Origin of the sequence: Cryptosporangium aurantiacum (assembly GCF_900143005.1) — a bacterium.
Classification (GTDB): Bacteria; Actinomycetota; Actinomycetes; order Mycobacteriales; family Cryptosporangiaceae; genus Cryptosporangium; species Cryptosporangium aurantiacum.
In genome coordinates this window covers 175,260-192,383 of record NZ_FRCS01000003.1, presented here as the reverse complement: position 1 = coordinate 192,383, position 17,124 = coordinate 175,260, and the positions used below count along the sequence as shown (strand labels likewise).

The following is a 17,124-nucleotide window of genomic DNA, read 5'->3' as shown; positions in this document are numbered from 1 at the left end:
GCGGCGCTCGGAAGCGCCGCGAGTACGGCTCTGCAGGCGGCGCGCGGGCTCGTTGGGGCCAAAATCGTGCGTGCGCGGCCTCCGCCGGAGGTTGGAGAGGAGAAGCTTCCTCAGCTAGCCGCGGTGGTGGCCGATGGGCTGGATTATGACGTCGGGTCGGTCTTCTGGCGCGTCGGGCCGGGTGGCTGAGGAAGCCCGGCTGGGGGCGTTGCGTGCCACCGGATTGACCGGCGAGGCTCCGGCGCCGTCGTTGGATCGGTTGACGGCGCTGGCGGCGCGGTTGCTGCGGGTGCCGGTGGCGCTGGTGTCGCTGGTCGAGGCCGATCGTCAGGTTTTCGCCAGCGACTGCGGGTTGTCCGGGGAGCTGGCGGTGTCGCGGCAGACGCCCCTGTCGCACTCGTACTGCAAGTATGTGGTGGCCGACGACGCTCCGCTGGTGGTCGCCGACGCGCGGACGCACGAGCGGCTGCGCACGAATCCGGCGATCGTCGACTACGACGCGATCGCGTACGCGGGTTTCCCGCTGCACAGTCCCGAGGGTCATGTGCTGGGTTCTTTCTGCGTGACCGACACCAAGGTCAGGCAGTGGAGCGAGGAGGAGCTGGAGATTCTGCGGGATCTCGCGGCCGCGGCGGAGTCGGAGATCGCACTGCGGTTGGCGCACGGCGAGGTGCTGCTGACGGCAGCCCGCATGCAGGCGGTCCTCGACAGCGCCAATGACGCCTACGTGTCCATCGACGCCGCCGGGCAGGTCACGGCCTGGAACGCCGCGGCCGAGCACCTGTTCGGATTCTCCGCCGCCGAGGCGCTGGGCCGGCCGGTCACCGAGCTGATCGTTCCCGCTCAGTACCGGGCCGCGCACGAGGCCGGGCTGGCGCGCGTCCGGGCCACCGGGGTGTCGGCGCTGGCCGGTCGGCGGCTGGAGATGGCGGCAGTCGACCACGCCGGCCGGGAGTTCCCGATCGAGATGACCCTGCAGGTCAGCGTGGAGCGCGGCGAACCGAGGTTCCATGCGTTCCTGCACGACATCACTGCCCGGAAGGCGGCTCAGGTCCAGCTGGAGGAGGAGCGCAGGCGGCTGGCCGACGAGCGCACGTTCCTGCACACCGTGCTCGACAGCCTGGACACCGGGGTGGCCGCCTGCGATCCGTCGGGGCAGCTGTTGGTGGTCAACCGGGCGATGAGCGAGAGCCACGGCGGTGTTCAGCCACGCGACCTCGAGACGTGGGCCGGCGAACTGGAGGTCTACGGCACCGACGAGCGCACCCGCCTCGGTGTCTCGCAGCTGCCGGTGATGCGTGCGCTGCGCGGGGAAACCGTGCGCGGTCAGCAGCTCGCGGTGCACGGCCAGGACGGGGCGTTCCGGCGGTTTCTTGCCAACGCCGGCCCGATCGTCACTCCCGACGGGCGCCGCCTCGGCGCGGTCGTGGCCCTGCACGACGTCACCGAGGCCCACCGTGCCGAGGGTCTGCGCCGTGCCCGGCACGCGGTGGCCCAAGTGCTCTCGGAAGTGACGTCCGCGCAGCAGGCCGCGATCGGTGCGGTCGCCGCGATCGCCGGGGAGCTGGGCTGGGCGTGCGGCGAGTACTGGGAGGTCAGCGACGACCGAAGCTGCATCGCCCGGGTGAGTTCGTGGACCGCGCCCGGCCGGGACCTGACGGTGTTCACCGGTGACGGCCCGCTGGCCATGGAGCGGGGTCAGGGCCTGGCCGGGGCTGTGTGGCAGCGCGGCACCGAGGTCTGGAGCAGCGCGCTGCCCCGGGACATCCCGAACTTCACCCGGGCGGGCGCCGCGCGCCGGGCCGGGCTACAGACCGGAATCGGCGTGCCGGTACGCAGCGGCCGGCGCGTACTGGGCGTGCTGGCCTTCTTCACCGACGCCGATCTGCCGCACGACCCGGACGTCCTGGCGATGCTTGATGCGGTCAGCGCCCACCTCGGCCGGTTCGTGGAACGGCGCCGCGCCGAAGAGCTCACTCTCGCGCTCGCCGCAGCCCGCCGCGACTTCGACCGCATCGTCGAACAGGTCAACGACTACCTGTGGACCGTGGAGATTCGCCCCGACGGCACGGTCCAGAGCGTGTACGCGAGCCCCGACGGCAGCGCGGTCTTCGGCGGTGATCTGCCCACCGACGCCGACCTTGCTCAGGTGTTGGCCGACCGTATGCACCCCGACGACCTGCCCGCCTTCGCCGCGTTCCACGCCCAGGTCTCGGCGGGTGACTCGGCCTCCGTGGAATGCCGGGTGCTCGGCTACGACGGCGTCACCCGGTGGGTGTGGACCCGGGCCTCAGCCCGCTACGAGCACGGCCGGCTGTTCGTCGACGGAGTCTGCACCGACATCAGCCGCCGGAAGGCGGTCGAGGCGGATCTGGCGGCTACCGCCGATCGCCTGCGCACCGCCCGGGACCAGCTCGCGGTTCACAAGGATTACCTGACCCAGGTGCTCGACGCGATCGAGGTCACGGTCATTACCTGCGACACCGATGGCACGATCGTGCACGCCAATCGCAATGCCCGGCGCGCGCTGCCATCCGGCGACGGACCCCTGTCCATCACCGAGGCCATCCCGAGAGTCGCCCTGGCCTACCCCGACGGCACCCCGGTGCCCGTCGGCGAGACCCCGCTGATGCAGGCCCTGAACGGCACCCACGTCGACGGCCTCGAGGCCACCATTCCGCGGCCGGACGGGACACGCCGATCGCTGCTGCTGCACGCCCGGCCGTTGCGCGATACCCACGGCGCGATCATCGGCGCCGTCGCCGCTTCCCACGACATCACCGCGCTGCGCGAGCGCGAGGCCGAGCTCCGAGCCTTCGCCGGGGTAGTCGCGCACGACCTCAAGGCACCGCTGGCCGCGATCGCCGGATACGCCGAGCTGATCGCCGACACCCTCGGCTCCGAGAACGCCAGCGACGCCGCCGCAACGGGGACGATGCTCACCCGCCTGCAGGCCGGCGTCGACCGGATGCGTCACCTGATCGACGACCTGCTCGGCTACGCCACCGCCCGCGACAGCCACCTCCAGCCCCATGACGTCGACCTGAACACCGTCGTCGCCGACATCGTCACCGAACGCACCGCCCACCTGCCGGCAGCCGGCGCCGAACCACCCCGCATCCGGGTCAGCCGCCTACCGATCGTGCACGCCGACCCGGTCCTGACCCGGCAACTACTGGACAACCTCATCGGCAACGCCCTCAAATACACCCGGCCCGGACAGCCCGCCACCATCGACATCACCGCCGAACTCGGCGCCGACCAGCCCGGCCACGCACGGATCCACGTCGCCGACCGCGGCATCGGCATCCCCGCCGCTGACCAACCCCACGTCTTCGGCACCTTCTACCGCGTCAACGCCCATCGCACCTACGCCGGCACCGGACTCGGACTGGCCATCTGCCACCAGATCGTGCACCGCCACGGCGGCGCCATCACCGCCGCCGACAATCCCGGCGGCGGCACTCTCATCAGTTTCACTCTGCCTGTCACCTGACTGGCGGCCGCTCTGCGACCGCGACCGCCGGCCTTCCGGCGATGTGACCGGCAGCACTTCGCACGTGCAGCGGCCGAGCTCGTCCGCGGCCGGGAAGTTCTCGCCCGCCGGTCGCTGAACGCGCCCGCCAGGGCCCAATTCCGGTGGAATGCGGTCTCGCCAGCGTTTGCTGCCCCGGACCGGGGGTCCGGGGTTTCATCCTTCGGTGCCGGTGGCCGAGTGCGCGGCGCCGACCGGTTTGGATTCCGGTGAACCGCGCTGACGCAGGTAGATGGAGAGGATCGCCATGGAGGCCACCGCGAGGAACTCCGACTGCCAGTTCTGCAGAGTCCGGTTCCAGAAGTCGGCGGATGCCGCGTACTGTGCCCAGCTCACCGGGGCTTCAAGTTCTCGCAGTTGGGTTTCGTTGTAGGCCGCGACACCGGCCACGGACTGCGCGAGCCAGGACAGCAGGAAGATCGCGCCCATCGTGAGCCCCAGCGACCGGCCGTAGAGGCTGCCGATCCAGCCGCCGCGGCGGACCGGTGCCGGGGAGTCCGGCCGGGCATAGGCGCCGGTGAGCTGCTGTTCGTCAGATTCGGTGCCGACGTCTGCCAGTGGCTTGGACTCCGGGGACCCACGCTGCACCAGCCACACGGTGAGCAAGATGTAGAGGAAGAACTGCAGATACTCCGACTGCCAGTTCTCCGCGACGTCGGCGGCGAATGAGGCCGAGGTGACGTAGCGGCCCAGTGAGATGCCGGGCAGGCCGCTGCCGGCCTGATCGGCGTTGAACGCGGCGTGGCCGGCGAAGGCCTGCCCGATCAGGGCGGCCCCGAAGAGCAGCAGGAATCCCAGGCCGAGTCCGTGATTGCGCAGGCTGCTCAGCCGGCTCATCGGTGCAGTCCGCCGAGGAGGAAAAAGCAGCCCAGCCCGACGCCGATCAGCAGCAGGCATCCGAGGAAGATCGCGCGCATCGCACGCTCACCGGCCTTTCACGGTGCAGTCGTAGACCTCGCCGGACTGGAGCCGGCAACCGGCCGCGGTGATCTTCCACCCGCCGGACGTGCGGGTGAGGAAGAACGTGTCGCCGTCGAAGACCACCCGGGCCTGCTGACCGTAGACATCGACGCGCCCCACGGAACCAGCGGGTGGCAGCTTCGCGGTCTGCAGCGCCTCCGGACAGGAACTCTGCTCGTCCGACTCCAGCTCCGTGCGCGTCGCCGGAGCCAGCTGCACACACGCCGCGGACATCTGCCTAGCGTCCACGGCCGCGGCGAAACGGGTGGCGGCATCGCGTGCCTCGTGCTGCACCGATTCCAGCACTCCGCAGCCGCCCAGAGCGATCATGGCCCCAGCGACGGCCAGCGCTCGGCACCCCGGCCATTTCGTCACAACAGTTACATCACCACCGACACGCTATTTACACCTCAGGAAGTGCGCCGGGGGTGGTCGGCGCCGGTCCTGCACTCACGCTGCGGCGCGACGCGAGGACGACCCTGCGCGACTGACCGCATACGGGTCTACTCAATCGATGGCGGGAGCCTCAACGACTCCGGTGATCCCGTCGATCCGGCCACGGCGCCCGGCTCGTGGCGGTTGGCAGGGGTATCGAGTGGCTATCGAGGGTGCACGACCACCGCGCTGTGCTCTGCGGGCCCCTCGCGATTGCCGGAACACCGTGCGGAGGAGTGGTCACCGCGGGGGAAGGAGGAGCGGCATGGCGGTGGAGACAGGTCCTTCCTCGGCCGAGGGGGAGTTGGGTGACGTCGGCAGGAGCTACGACCGCTACGCCGACGTCGAGCCCCTGTTCCGGCGTTACGCGGCACTCGACCCCGCCGATCCGAGGCGTGCCGCGCTCAGGGAGCGGCTCGTAGGGCTTCATCTTCCGCTTGCTGAGAATCTGGCCCGGCGGTTTCGCAATCGCGGTGAACCCTTTGAGGACCTGATTCAGGTAGCGCGGCTCGGCCTGCTCAAAGCCATTGATCGGTTCGACCCTGGCCGCGGGGTGAATTTCCTGGGCTACGCCATTCCGACGATCGCCGGGGAGGTCCGCCGGCACTTTCGCGATCTCGGCTGGGACGTCAGGGTTCCCCGACGGCTTCAGGAACTGCATCTGCAGCTCGGGCTCGCGATCAACGAGCTCTCCCAGCGCGACGGCCGGGCTCCGACCGCCCGGACGTTGGCCGCCCATCTCGGTATCCCGATCGAGGAGGTCATCGAAGGGCTGCAGGCCGCCAATGCCTACGCGTCGACGTCGCTGGACACTCCTCTCGGGGGCGAGGCGGAGGCACCATCCCTCGGCCAGACACTCGGCGGCGCCGATCCTGCCCTCGACCTCGTGGAGAACCATGAAGCGCTGATGCCGCTGCTGGCGGCACTGCCCGAACGAGAACGACAGATCTTGGGACTGCGCTTCTTCGCCGACATGACGCAGAGCCAGATCGCGCAGGAAATCGGCATCTCCCAGATGCACGTCTCGCGGCTACTCGCCACGACGCTCGCGCGGCTACGCACTCAGCTCCTCGCTGAGGATTGAGAACGCATGCACGGGCCGACCGACTGCAGCCGACACAACGACGATGCTCGGCCAGCCCCCATGCGGGAACGCGACCGCCGACTCAGCCGGCGCACGGTCCGCCGGCCAACGGCGCGCGACCGCCAACAACGCCTCGAACGGCGTCGGCGTCAGGGAGGTGGCCGGATGACTGAGCCCGTTCATGCTCGTCGGTCGCGCGAAGGGGGAGATCAACAGCCGGCGCAGGTCGGCAGCGACCGAGACCGCCGAGGTGTGGAGGGCCCGCGCGGGGCCGGTGAAGCCCGGCGAAACGCCACACGACTTGCGGTCGTGTGCACACAAGCTGTGACCTGAATGCACGATTCGCGGTTGGAAGGCCCTGATGCCCATTGCCGCGGTACGAAAGGGCCGGTTCCGTGTTCCCCTGGCGAATCTGTGGGTATCCGGTTCCCGTTGTGCAGGGCGCGGGAGAACGGGATTGGGCATGGTGGCTTTCAGCGCTGGTCTCGGCGACATTCGGCGCTGCCGTCATCTCCCGAAACGCTTCCGGCGTGCCGTTGGCGTCCGCGCTGCGCGTACGGGTCTGGCCCGTGGGCGGGCCGCGCTGTGACGACGGTGCGGCGGCGACCTCATCAGGAGGACTTTCCGGAGAACGGGCCTCTCACCCGGAGTTTGGTGGAGTTGGCCAGCACGCCCGACGACGCGTCGGACGTGGAGAGGCAACTCGTCGAGCTCGCACGGTTGGCGGCGGAGCACCTGTCGGCGGTGAGCTACGCGTCGACCACCGTGTTGCGCGAGGACTCCTACACCACGGTCGCGGCGACCCACCCGCTGGCTGCGGCCCTCGACGACGCGCAGTACGCCGACAGGACGGGGCCCTGTCTGGAGGCGTTGGACTCGGCTACCCCGGTCGCGGTCAGGGATGTCGCGATGACGATGAGGTGGCCGGGATTCCGCCGGGTCGCGCGGCGGATAGGGTTGCAGTCCTCGCTGTCGATCCCCTTGTTCGCCGGAAGCGGCCACGCGTTCGCGTCGATGAACCTCTACGGGCGCGATCGGACCGCGATGACCGACTTGACCGGCCATGTCCGGGCGGCATTCGGTTCCGCCGGGTCGACCCCCCACGCGTCGTCTACCGAGCAGCCGGCGTCCGGCGCCGGAGACCTCGCGACGGGAGTGGTGAAGGCTCTCGCCGTCCGGGATCAGATCCAGCGGGCCATCGGCATGCTGGTGAGTCGTCAAGGGTGCTCGGCGCACGAGGCCTATCTCTCGCTTCGGGTGCGCGCTGCCGACGCCGGCGTTCCTCTGCCTGCCATGGCGATCAGGACCGTGAAGCGATTGGTCTGATCACACTCCGGGCACCCGGCTGTCGCGTTCGGCCCGTCCTCTGCACCGTGGACGGGGTCTTTGCCGATGGCGGGTAATCGCTCGAGAGGCGCGGCGGGCGGCGGGCGGGTACTGTGACGCTGCCCCGGCGGTACGAAGCGGCGGGGCGACGTCAAGGAGCGGCGTAGAGACGGGGCCCCACGGGCCTCGTCACCTTCGTCGAATCCCGGCGGAGGACGTGACGAAACGCCGCTCGACCGCGTCGCGGGCCGGCGTTTCCCGCAGCGGGAAGCATCAGACAACGTGGAAGCTTGTGACCGCCTGCCCGGCGGCGGTGTCGCGCTGCCGGCCGCGGCCGCAGCCGGGATCGCCGAACTCGGCCGGATCGCCCTCGCGGACCTGTCTCTGGAGCAGGTCCTCGAACGCGTCGGGACCCTTGCGCGGGACGTGATCCCGGGCGTGACCGAAGCCTCGGTCACGCTGATCGTGAACGACCGGCCGAGCACCGCAGCGTTCACCGGTCCGCTCGCGCTGGAACTCGATGAACGCCAGTATCGCCATGGCTACGGGCCCTGCCTGGATGCCGCGCGCGGCGGCGAAATCATGCTCATCCCGGACATGGCGGCCGAGACGCGGTGGCCCCACTACTGTCCCGAGGCCCTTTCTCGTGGCGCCCGGAGCGGGTTGTCGGTCCCGCTGCCGATCCAGGAGCACGTCCTGGGCGCGTTGAACCTCTACGGGGACACTCCGAACGCCTTCTCTCCGGAGACGGTCGACGTCCCGGTGCTCTTCGCCAGCTACGCGGCGGTCGCGGTGGCCAACGCGCATCTGTACGCTACGACGGCCGAGCTGGCCGAGGGCATGCGCCAGGCCATGGTGTCCCGGGCGGTGATCGAGCAGGCTAAGGGAATCCTGATGGGACAGCGCGGCTGCTCGGCCGAAGAGGCGTTCAACCAGCTGACTGCCCTGTCGCAGCACACCAACCGCAAACTGCGTGATGTCGCGGCCGGCCTGGTGGCCCGGGCGCAGCGCCCCGCGGTTTACCGGCCCGGTGCGCCTCAGCGTGGCCCCGCAATCGACACCTGACCGACGCCCGCTGCGCGACGGGGAGTGCACCTCGGAGCAGGCGGTCGGCCGGCGATGAGCCGGCCGACCGGTTCTCTTGCTGCAGGGTCAGGACTTGAAGACGTCCTTGACCTTCTCGCCGGCCTGCTTGAGGTTGGCGCCGGCCTGGTCGCCCTTGCCTTCGGCTTCCAGGTCCTTGTCGTCGGTCGCCTTGCCGGCGCCTTCCTTGACCTTGCCGCCGAGTTCTTCGGCCTTATTGCTCAGCTTGTCCTCGGCACCCATGTGGTGGTCCTCTCGTCGGCCGGTCCGCCTACCGCAGCCCCGGCATGCGGCCGGATACCCGCCTAGCCGCGGCGCAATCGGCCCGGGCCTGGCTGACGCGGTGAGGCCGGTCAGACGGCGACTTCGGCCCAGACCGTCTTGCCGGTGTCCTCGCCGTCGTAGCCCCATCGCTGCGCGATCGCCGCGACGAGACGCAGACCGCGTCCACGTAGTGCCGTCAGATCGACCTCGCGCATTCGGGGTGGTGCGCAGCTGCGGTCGCGCACGGCGACCTGAACCGTGGAACCGCGGCGGTCGACGGTGATGCGGAACGGGGTTTGCGCGTGGTCGATGACATTGGCGAGCAGCTCTTCGACGACCAGCAGAATGTCCTCGGCGGCGGGCCCGGGCACCTGCCACTGCGTCAGCATTGTCCGGACAGTGCGGCGTACCTCGGTGACGGCCCCCGCGAGCGGTGGATACTCCTCCGCGAGCAGGGGTTTGTCGCAGGAGGATTCGGCGTTCACTCGGTGCGGCTCCTCGTTGATTCTGACCAACGCGGCAGGGATGCCTCACCGAGTGCCCCCGAAACGTCACAACGGGACAGCAGGCGCCCGGCCGAGTGCCCGTGATCCCGGCACGTCACGGTACCCGCAGTGCCAGGACGGCGATGTCGTCCTGGTGAGCGACGCCGGCGTCCATCCCGACAGCATCGTCGGGAAGGCCCTCGAGGGGAACAGCCGGACGGCCCGGCCGTGGTCGGCGGCGCAGGCCCACCGCGCACGGGGGGCAGGTGTGCGTTGGCCTCAAACGGCCAGGCCTCGCTGCTACCGTCCTTGCCCATGGTCGTTCGTCGGGCGGCAACGATCCAGTTCGTACATCGTGGCCGCTCGATACCCCTCGGGCTGGTGAAGAGCGTCCTCGGGCTGCTGTTGACGTTGTGGCCATCGCAGGTGTCTTCGTGATCCGCGCCGCGGACGGCGGAGTTCTGGCCTACCTCCTGTGGGTGCTGCGCGGCGTGTGGCTGGTGGATCGGGGTGCGCCGATGCTGTCCGACGGCCTCACCGATCTGCTTGCTCGTCGCCGGTGGCGGACAGTTCGCGACGGCCGGGCGATGGAATTGGGCTCCGAGGGCGTTCGGCACAACGGCGCCTTTCCCCGTGAGCGCGGAGCCCGGGCAGCCGACCCCGATGTGATTGTGGGCTGGGACTCCGTCGCGGACGCCGTCTTCCGTCCCGGACCGGACGAGTCGTGGTGGTTCTGCCTCGACCTTGTTCCTGCCGAATGGCCGGCGCAGCGGGCGTTGACAGCCGCGATAGCCGTAGCTCTCGACCCCAGTGAGGAATCGAGGCCGGTGACCTCGGGCGCCTGGCTGCTTGCGCTGATCAGTCCGTGGTCGCGGGGCGGCGATCGAGAGGCAGCGGTCAGGCTGTGGGCCCGTGCACCTTCCAGTTACCAGTCGGTGTTGTAAGTCTTGCTGATGTGACCCTCGTCCGGTTATGGGAATAGCCGCTCGGCGTGGGCCGGGGTCGGGCACGGTATTGCCATCGGGCTGCGACGAGGGAGTGCCGTGCACGTACTCACGACTGGCGAGAGTGTTTCTGATCCGCTCGCGCCGTATGTAGCGGTGGAGCGGCGTCCGGGCCGGCTCGGTTGCTGGGTGATGGGCCACATGGTCGGCGGGCTGGACGGCTCGGCGGCGATCGGCGGCCGAGTCGGTCAGCTCTCGACCGCGCCCGACGCCGAGCTGTTCCGGCTGATGCGGGTTCTGGCCGATGTGGTGCTGGTCGGCGCGCAGACCGTGCGCGCAGAAGGATACGGCCCGGTCACCTTGCCCCCTGAGCGAGTCGCGGCGCGGCGGGCCGCGGGGAAGTCGGACACTCCGGCGATCGCGATTGTGAGCCGCTCGCTGGACCTGGATTGGTCGGCGAAGATGTTCACCCACACTCCGGCCGATCGCCGGACGATGGTAGTGACCTGTCAGAGCGCTGATCCCGATCGGCTGGCCGCGGCCCGCGGCGCGGCGGAGGTGGTGCTGGCCGGTACCGACCGCGTCGAGCCCGCCGCGGCGCTCGCCGGTCTCGCCCAGCTCGGCCACCGGGTCGTGGTCTGCGAGGGCGGACCCACCTGGCTCGGTGAACTGGTCGCCGCGGATCTCCTCGACGAGCTCTGTCTCACGATCTCCCCGGTGATGGGCGGCGACCCGTTGCCGGTCTCGGTCACCCCGGCCGGTGCACCGGTCACTCCGTTCGCTCTGCGGCACGTGCTCGCCGACGGCGACACCCTCTTCCTCCGCTACGAACGGGGACCACGATGACCACCGAAGCGTTCAGCGGGCTGGTGGCCGCGCTCGACCCGCCGTTGATCGTGGTCACCACGGCGGTCGGCGACGAGCGGGCGGGTTGCCTGGTCGGCTTCCATGCCCAGTCGAGCATTACGCCGGAGCGCTACTGCGTGTGGTTGTCCAAGGCCAACCACACCTACCGGGTCGCGCTGCGCTCGGACTACCTCGCGCTGCATTTCCTGGACACCGGCGACCTATCACTCGCCACCCACTTCGGGACGATGAGCGGTGACACCGTCGACAAGTTCGCCGACCTCCCGACCGAAACCGGAACTGGCGGGGTCCCGCTTCTCACCGACTGCCCGAATGTGCTGGTAGTACGCCGTAGCGCTCTGCTCGACGAGGGAGGCGACCATGTCTGCCTGCCCGCCGAGGTAGTCGCGGCCCGGCACGGGAAGCCGTTCACGCCGTTCCGGCTGTCTCAGGCCGCACACCTCGAGCCGGGCCACGGCAACGAGGAACGACACGGCCCGCCCACCGAACGCGCCGCCAGCTAGCGAGACGCCGCCGAGACGCCGGCACCGGCTCGACGATGAGGCCCTAGTCCGACGCGATCCGCCGAGGCCCGACGGCGGTGCTCGATGGGTTTGTGTGCTCAGAGGGTCGGGGATCGCGGATCGAAGAAAGCCCCTCAGTGTTGTACGTCGTCGCTTCGGCAGTCTGCGGCGCCGGTCTCATCATTTTGTTCAGTGCTGGTACCGGTGCCGGAATGCCCTTCGGCATCGGATTCGTCATGTTCTTGGTGCTGGGCAGCGCCATCGGGGCCCGATGGGGTTCGGGCCCCGTCGCCAAAGGCGTCCGGTCCCGGTAACTGGTGACAACCGGGGTGGTCTCCCTCCCGCTGTTACTTGCGGCGACTCTGCTGATCCTCTGGCGGCCCAGTGCGTTTGCCGACCTACCGATGATTCCGTTCCTGCTCTGCATCGCGCTCGCCGCGGTGCTGCTCATAGCAGTCGGGTTGATGGGCGCCGATCGCAGTTCCACGAACCAGTAACGAGTTGTTTCTGTCGCTGGGCGAGTGACGATTCGAGGCAGAGGACATGCTGGTGGCGCTGCCGGTAGGTTGGTCGGGTGGGGCGCGGTCGGCGTGTCGGGATTGATGTCGGTACCGCGAATACGGTCGCCGTCGTCGCGGACGCGGAGGAGGCGCCGCGACCGGTGCTGTTCGACGGTTCGGAGATCCTTCCCTCGGCGATCTGGCGCGATCCGGCTTCGGGTGAACTCTTGACCGGCCGCGATGCGTTGCACCGCGCCCAGGCAGCGCCGGAGTCGCTCGAGCCGAACCCTAAGCGCTGCATCGATGACACCGCGGTTCTCCTCGGTGCCGTCGAGGTGCCGGTCGCGGATCTGCTCGCCGCGATCTTGCGGCGGGTGGCCACCGAGGCAGGTTGGACCGACGGCGACGAAGCCGTGCTGACGTGCCCGGCCGAGTGGGGGCCGCCCCGGCGGGCGATTCTCGCCGCCGCGGCCAGACAGGCCGGTCTCGGCACGGTGGCTATGGCCGCTGAGCCCATCGCTGCGGCCGCCGGTCTGCTGCGGCGGGCGCCGTCCGAGGCGCCGGTCGTGGTGTACGACTTCGGCGCCGGCACCTTCGACGCGTCGGTGGTGCAGCACACCGCGGCCGGCCTGCAGGTCCTTGCCGGCCGCGGCCTGACCGACGTCGGCGGGCTGGACATCGACGCCGCCGTGGCTGCGTCGATCGAACAGGTTTACACCGGCCGCGACCGCCCGCTCTGGCAGCGGCTGACCCACCCGGAGACGTCGGTCGACCGGCGCGCGCGACGACAGTGGATGCAGGAGGTGCGCGCCGGTAAGGAAGCGCTGTCCCGCACGGCGTCGACCACGATGTTCGTGCCGCTCTTCGACGACGAGACAGTGCTCGGCCGGGAGGAGTTCGAGGGAATCGCGAGGCCGTTCATCGCGGCCACGGTCGAGGTCACCCGCAACGCGATCGTCGATGCAGGGTTCGCGGTGCGGGATCTGGCCGCCGTGCTGCTGGTCGGCGGGTCCTCACGCATTCCTCTTGTCGCCACGATGATCCACCGCGCGTTGGATGTGGCGCCGACCGTGGTCGAGCGGCCGGAGCTGGCCGTGGCCGCGGGTTCCCTGCAGGTCCCCGCCGACGCCTAATTCCCCGCTCTGCCTGCCCTGCGGCGCGAGGACGAACCACCGGTGTCCCTGCCGGTTGAGGCAGCGACCAGTGCGCTCGCGCTGACCGAGGCGGGCTCCCTGACGGGTTCCCCGGACGGACCCGGCACGGATGAGACTCTCCGGCACGGCGGGCTCCCTGATCGGCGGCCTGCGGCCAAGCCGGATCGCCACGCGGACGCCGACCCCACGCCGGAGCCTGGGCCGGGCAGGGTAGTGCTGATCCTTGCCGTGCTGATCGTGGCTGCCGGTGTGCCGCTGCTGATCGCCATGAACCGTCTCACGGGCCCGACGAGCCGCGACACGCCAGCCCAGCCATCGTCGCGATCAGCGGCCACGGCTACGGCATCCGCGCCGTCGCCGACACCCTCCCGGACGCGCGTGGAGATCGCACGGGAGTGCCTGCTGGGATCGTGGACGGTGACCGACTACGGCAAGGTCGTCCTCGGAGCCGACAAGCGCGGCTACGTGGCGGAGGGCGGGGGAGGTGGCACCTATACCTTCCGGCGGGACGGGACTGCCAGCGAGAACCACCCCGCGGACCGGCCGGCACTCACCGCTGCTGGCGGCTCGAGGTACGCGGTGACGCTGACCGGTGCGAACACCTACCGGTACGGCATCCGGATAGACCGTGGATCGCTGCTGCTCGACCTCACCCGGACCAGCGGTAATCTGCGGCTGCGGATCACCCGCAACGGAGCTCTGCATCAGCAATTTCCGGTACCGGCAGGCAGCGACGACGCGATCGAACAATTCACCTGCGCGGGGAACCGGCTGATCTTCGACGGCATCGTCGACACCGTGCTCACCCGCACCACTACCTGACCACACGACTCCCAGAGATCGAGGTCAGACCGACGGTCGGACAGCCGGACGACAACCGTGCGCAGAACCGGCCGCCGAGACCGAGCCTCCACAGTCATTCCGACACGCCAGACGCGGTTCTCAAACACGCTCTTTCGGAGGCATCCGCGTTATCGTCTTTTCCTGGCAGTACACAATTTGAGGGAAGGCAATATATTGTTCGCCAGATCGACCATGGTCGCCGCCGGTCTCGGCCTGCTTGCGAGTGGCGCACTCGGTTCCGTCCCTGCTCAGGGTGCCTCTGTGCGGCACGGGGACCACACCATCACACTCAATCCCCAGCTGTACTATCACACGGCCGAAAGCTGCGCGGCGAAGGGACAAGAATACGTGAGTTTCAGGAATTGGGCGGCCTACGACTGCGTATACATCATCAATATGGACACCGACCGGGCTATTTTCTTCTTGGAACGGGAGCGCTGAAAGTTTCCGGTCGGCCGGTATTTCTCGCGAGTCAGCACGCGCTCGCCTATTGCCGTCATTAGCCCGTCCCGGGCAAATGGCCACCATCCGGACGTGCCGCGGCCCGGAGCGCGGAGGCCGCGGCGCAGGTCAGTCGTCAGGTCTCCGGTTCGCGCTATGGCGCGTCGTTGGTGGGTCAGGGCAGTGGTAGATGAACGGTGGTCGTGATCGTCTGGGCGGTTTTGGTCACGGTGAGGGTGCCGCCGTGGCGTTCGGCGATGGCGCGGGAGAGGACGAAGCCCAGGCCTGAGGTCGTGTTGCCGGTGCCGGTGGTGTTGGCCTGAGAGAACCGTTCGAAGGCTTCGTCGGGCAGGTCGAGTCCGCCGGGATCGGTGATCGTGAGGCGGGCGGTGTCCGTGGCCCGGTCGAGGATCAGGTGCACGTCACCGCCTCCCGGGTTGCCGGTGATCGTCGTGGTGAGCAGCTTGTCGATGAGTTGCCGGAGCCGGTCACGGTCACCGTTGACGTGAACCTGGTGGGGGAGTGTGGTGTGCAGGCGGATGCCGGTGGCGGTAGCGGCCGGTAGCGCGGCGGCGGTCGCGTCGGTGATCAGGGCGCACAGGTCGACGTGGTGGGTGGCGAGCGGTTGGTCATCGCATTCCAGCGCGGTCAGGTCGAGCAGGCCTTCGACGAGTTCCCGCAGGGCTTGGCTGTTGCGGTCGATGCCTTCCAGGAGTTGCCGTTCGGTGTCCGGGCGCGGGCCGGGATCCTCGAGCAGGAACTGGATGTAGGTGCCGATCGTGGTCAGCGGGGTTCGCATGTCGTGGCCGATCAGCGCGGTGAAGTCCGCGCGGGCCCGGGACAGCTCGGCGGCCAGTTCCTCGGCGTGACGCCGGATCAGGAACTGGGCGATCTGGGCGGCGACGTCGCCGAGCAGCCCGGTGAGCAGGAACTCGTCGTGTTCGACGGTGTCGGCGAAGCAGGTCAGGACACCGAGCACGTCCTCGCCGTCGCGGACGGGAACCGACAATACCGAGCGCAGCCCGCGCTCGGCGAAGACGTGCGCGCGGTCCCGCGAGTCCGGATCGGTGATCCAGTGCGAGGACGCGAGGTCGGGTTCCCAGATCGGTTCGCCGGTCGCCCACACCTGGGTGGGGATTGTGTCGGCGTCCCGCGGCATCCGCGCCGGGAGGATCTCGTCGAGGTCGTAGTCTTCCGGGTGCCACTGGGCGATCCGGTAGAGGGTGTCGGTGGCGGGCTCGGACAGCCGGAGACTGAGATACGGCCAGCTCAGCGTCTGCCCGACCAGCCGCAGCACGTCCTGGGCCAGGTCGGTCAGGGACCGGGGCTGGTTGAGGATCTTGGCCACGGCGAGCTGGCAGTCGCGGAACCGTTCGGCGCGGCGCCGGTCGGTGACGTCCTGGACGGTGGTCACGGCGCCGATCCGCCGGCCGTCGCTGGTGCGGATGGGTTGCGCGCTGGCCACCACGTGCCGGTCGGGATGACCGGGCACACGGATGAGGGTTTCGGACTCGCGTGTGGTGCCGCCCTGCTGGGCTTTCTCCAGCACTCGGGTGTCGGGGCCCATCGGCTCGCCGTCGGGGCGGTGCAGCTGAGTCAGTGCCACGGCGTGCGCGGCGTCCAGGGGTAGCTCGGCCGGTATGGCGTGCAGCGCACGCAGCGCACGGTTGAACACCACCGCGCGGCCTTCCTCGTTCACCGCGATGACGCCCTCACCGAGGCTGTCGAGCAGTGCCTCGGCGAATCCGCGCTGGGCGTCGACGGCGTTGTCGGCTTTCGCCGCGGCGGCACGTGCGGTCTCAGCGGCGTCGACCTGGTCGGTGATGTCGGTGAGGAAGACACACACCACCGCGCTGCCGCCGGGGCCGTGCAGGGTCGACATGCGCACCCGGGCATGAACGGCCCGGCCGTCGCGGTGGCGCAGTACCGCGGTTCCGGTAATCGTCTCGCCGTCGCCGGCCAGCAGTGCACCCAGCACGTCCGGGACCGGCCGACCGTTGTAGTGGGCGTCGAACAACTCCGCCACCGGCTGTCCGCAGGCCTCGGCCACGGTGAAGCCGAACATGTCCCTCGCTGCGGCGTTCCACCCGGTGATCACCCCGGCCGGGCTCAGGGTCAGGAACGCTTCGGCGAGTGAGTCCAGAACCTCCATGGTGTCCAGCTCCGCCAGCAGCGCCGTGCCGATCTCCGGGACGGTCGCCGGTACCTGGTCGACCAGCACCGCGAGCTCCGTCAGCGCCGAGCGGTGCGCATCGGTCCACGGTCGGGCCCGGGTGTCCAGCACGGTCAGGGACCCGACCGGACGCCCGGTGGCATCGCGCAGCGGTATCCCCAGGAACGCCCGGATGCCGTACTCCCGCGTCAGCGGATGCTCCCGCAGCTGTTTCTCGGGGTCGGTGCGCATGTTCTCGCAGGCGACCGGTGCGTCGCCGCTGACGACGTACTTGCATACCGAATACGCCTCGGGAATGCATCCGTCGGCGACCAGGGCGGCCGGCGTGCCGTAGCTCCCGGCCAGATGTTCCTGCTCCACGCCGACGAGAGTGATCACGCCCATCGGCGCGTCGGACAACCGGGCCGCGACCTGGGCGATGCCCGCCAGCGGCACGGGCAGCGCCGCCATCACCCGCAGGGCCCTGTCCACCGCCGCCAGCCGCGCCGGGTCCGCCAGCACTCCCGAGTCTTCGACCACCATGGCCG

At 69.7% G+C, this 17,124-nt stretch carries 15 protein-coding genes; 10 read left to right on the top strand and 5 right to left on the bottom strand.

What is annotated here, in order from left to right:
- Positions 1 to 181: 181 nt before the first annotated feature.
- Positions 182 to 3,496 carry a PAS domain S-box protein gene (locus BUB75_RS11750; protein ID WP_178379841.1) on the top strand — a complete coding sequence of 1,105 codons (3,315 nt, stop codon included), beginning with the start codon at positions 182 to 184 and terminating at the stop codon, positions 3,494 to 3,496.
- A gap of 195 nt (positions 3,497 to 3,691) precedes the next feature.
- Here the strand turns inward: BUB75_RS11750 and BUB75_RS11745 are convergent, their stop codons facing one another.
- Together BUB75_RS11745 and BUB75_RS11740 are read right to left on the bottom strand one after the other, a co-directional pair.
- On the bottom strand, positions 3,692 to 4,372 hold the full coding sequence (locus BUB75_RS11745; protein ID WP_073255778.1) for a DUF6766 family protein: 681 nt from the start codon (positions 4,370 to 4,372) through the stop codon (positions 3,692 to 3,694).
- A gap of 87 nt (positions 4,373 to 4,459) precedes the next feature.
- Positions 4,460 to 4,825 carry a hypothetical protein gene (locus BUB75_RS11740; protein ID WP_073255774.1) on the bottom strand — a complete coding sequence of 122 codons (366 nt, stop codon included), beginning with the start codon at positions 4,823 to 4,825 and terminating at the stop codon, positions 4,460 to 4,462.
- A 370-nt stretch (positions 4,826 to 5,195) separates the two neighbouring features.
- Between BUB75_RS11740 and BUB75_RS11735 the strand changes: the two genes are divergently transcribed.
- The 3 genes from BUB75_RS11735 to BUB75_RS11720 all read left to right on the top strand — a co-directional run bounded on the left by BUB75_RS11735 (position 5,196) and on the right by BUB75_RS11720 (position 8,405).
- Entirely contained in the window at positions 5,196 to 6,014 is an 819-nt protein-coding gene (locus BUB75_RS11735; protein ID WP_073255771.1) for an RNA polymerase sigma factor SigF, read from the top strand.
- Positions 6,015 to 6,668: 654 nt separating this feature from the next.
- Entirely contained in the window at positions 6,669 to 7,340 is a 672-nt protein-coding gene (locus tag BUB75_RS11725) for a GAF and ANTAR domain-containing protein (protein WP_073255765.1), read from the top strand.
- A 282-nt stretch (positions 7,341 to 7,622) separates the two neighbouring features.
- Entirely contained in the window at positions 7,623 to 8,405 is a 783-nt protein-coding gene (locus tag BUB75_RS11720; RefSeq protein ID WP_218617441.1) for a GAF and ANTAR domain-containing protein, read from the top strand.
- Between the two features lie 87 nt (positions 8,406 to 8,492).
- On the opposite strand, the gene BUB75_RS11715 is transcribed toward BUB75_RS11720, so the two are convergent.
- A complete protein-coding gene (locus tag BUB75_RS11715) occupies positions 8,493 to 8,666 on the bottom strand; it encodes a CsbD family protein (RefSeq protein WP_073255762.1) in 174 nt (57 codons plus the stop codon).
- Between the two features lie 110 nt (positions 8,667 to 8,776).
- Positions 8,777 to 9,172, bottom strand: coding sequence for an ATP-binding protein (locus tag BUB75_RS11710; RefSeq protein ID WP_073255759.1), 396 nt, complete (start codon positions 9,170 to 9,172; stop codon positions 8,777 to 8,779).
- Between the two features lie 434 nt (positions 9,173 to 9,606).
- On the opposite strand from BUB75_RS11710, the gene BUB75_RS11705 reads away from it, so the two are divergent.
- The 6 genes from BUB75_RS11705 (at position 9,607) to BUB75_RS11685 (ending at position 13,962) form a co-directional block, all read left to right on the top strand.
- On the top strand, positions 9,607 to 10,116 hold the full coding sequence (locus BUB75_RS11705; protein ID WP_218617440.1) for a hypothetical protein: 510 nt from the start codon (positions 9,607 to 9,609) through the stop codon (positions 10,114 to 10,116).
- A gap of 99 nt (positions 10,117 to 10,215) precedes the next feature.
- Positions 10,216 to 10,962, top strand: a complete 747-nt coding sequence (locus BUB75_RS11700; protein WP_084740876.1) for a pyrimidine reductase family protein — start codon at positions 10,216 to 10,218, stop codon at positions 10,960 to 10,962.
- Positions 10,959 to 11,486: a flavin reductase family protein gene (locus tag BUB75_RS11695; protein ID WP_073255750.1), complete on the top strand. Its 528-nt coding sequence runs from the start codon at positions 10,959 to 10,961 to the stop codon at positions 11,484 to 11,486. The genes BUB75_RS11700 and BUB75_RS11695 overlap by 4 nt, the downstream gene beginning before the upstream one ends.
- Before the next feature lie 317 nt (positions 11,487 to 11,803).
- Complete coding sequence (locus BUB75_RS47025; RefSeq protein ID WP_143175157.1) at positions 11,804 to 11,983, top strand: hypothetical protein; 180 nt, start codon at positions 11,804 to 11,806, stop codon at positions 11,981 to 11,983.
- A 77-nt stretch (positions 11,984 to 12,060) separates the two neighbouring features.
- Positions 12,061 to 13,119, top strand: coding sequence for an Hsp70 family protein (locus BUB75_RS11690; protein WP_073255747.1), 1,059 nt, complete (start codon positions 12,061 to 12,063; stop codon positions 13,117 to 13,119).
- A 399-nt stretch (positions 13,120 to 13,518) separates the two neighbouring features.
- The gene (locus BUB75_RS11685; RefSeq protein ID WP_143175156.1) at positions 13,519 to 13,962 is read left to right on the top strand and encodes a hypothetical protein; all 444 of its coding nucleotides are present in this window, start codon (positions 13,519 to 13,521) and stop codon (positions 13,960 to 13,962) included.
- A 637-nt stretch (positions 13,963 to 14,599) separates the two neighbouring features.
- Here the strand turns inward: BUB75_RS11685 and BUB75_RS11675 are convergent.
- Complete coding sequence (locus BUB75_RS11675; RefSeq protein ID WP_073255737.1) at positions 14,600 to 17,119, bottom strand: PAS domain-containing protein; 2,520 nt, start codon at positions 17,117 to 17,119, stop codon at positions 14,600 to 14,602.
- Between the last annotated feature and the right edge of the window lie 5 nt (positions 17,120 to 17,124).

Bases quoted from the DNA above. Each gene is read 5' to 3' on its own strand.
- BUB75_RS11745 (WP_073255778.1), bottom strand. From the start codon at position 4,372: ATGAGCCGGCTGAGCAGCCTGCGCAATCACGGACTCGGCCTGGGATTC.
- BUB75_RS11740 (WP_073255774.1), bottom strand. From the start codon at position 4,825: ATGATCGCTCTGGGCGGCTGCGGAGTGCTGGAATCGGTGCAGCACGAG.
- BUB75_RS11735 (WP_073255771.1), top strand. From the start codon at position 5,196: ATGGCGGTGGAGACAGGTCCTTCCTCGGCCGAGGGGGAGTTGGGTGAC.
- BUB75_RS11715 (WP_073255762.1), bottom strand. From the start codon at position 8,666: ATGGGTGCCGAGGACAAGCTGAGCAATAAGGCCGAAGAACTCGGCGGC.
- BUB75_RS11695 (WP_073255750.1), top strand. From the start codon at position 10,959: ATGACCACCGAAGCGTTCAGCGGGCTGGTGGCCGCGCTCGACCCGCCG.
- BUB75_RS11675 (WP_073255737.1), bottom strand. From the start codon at position 17,119: ATGGTGGTCGAAGACTCGGGAGTGCTGGCGGACCCGGCGCGGCTGGCG.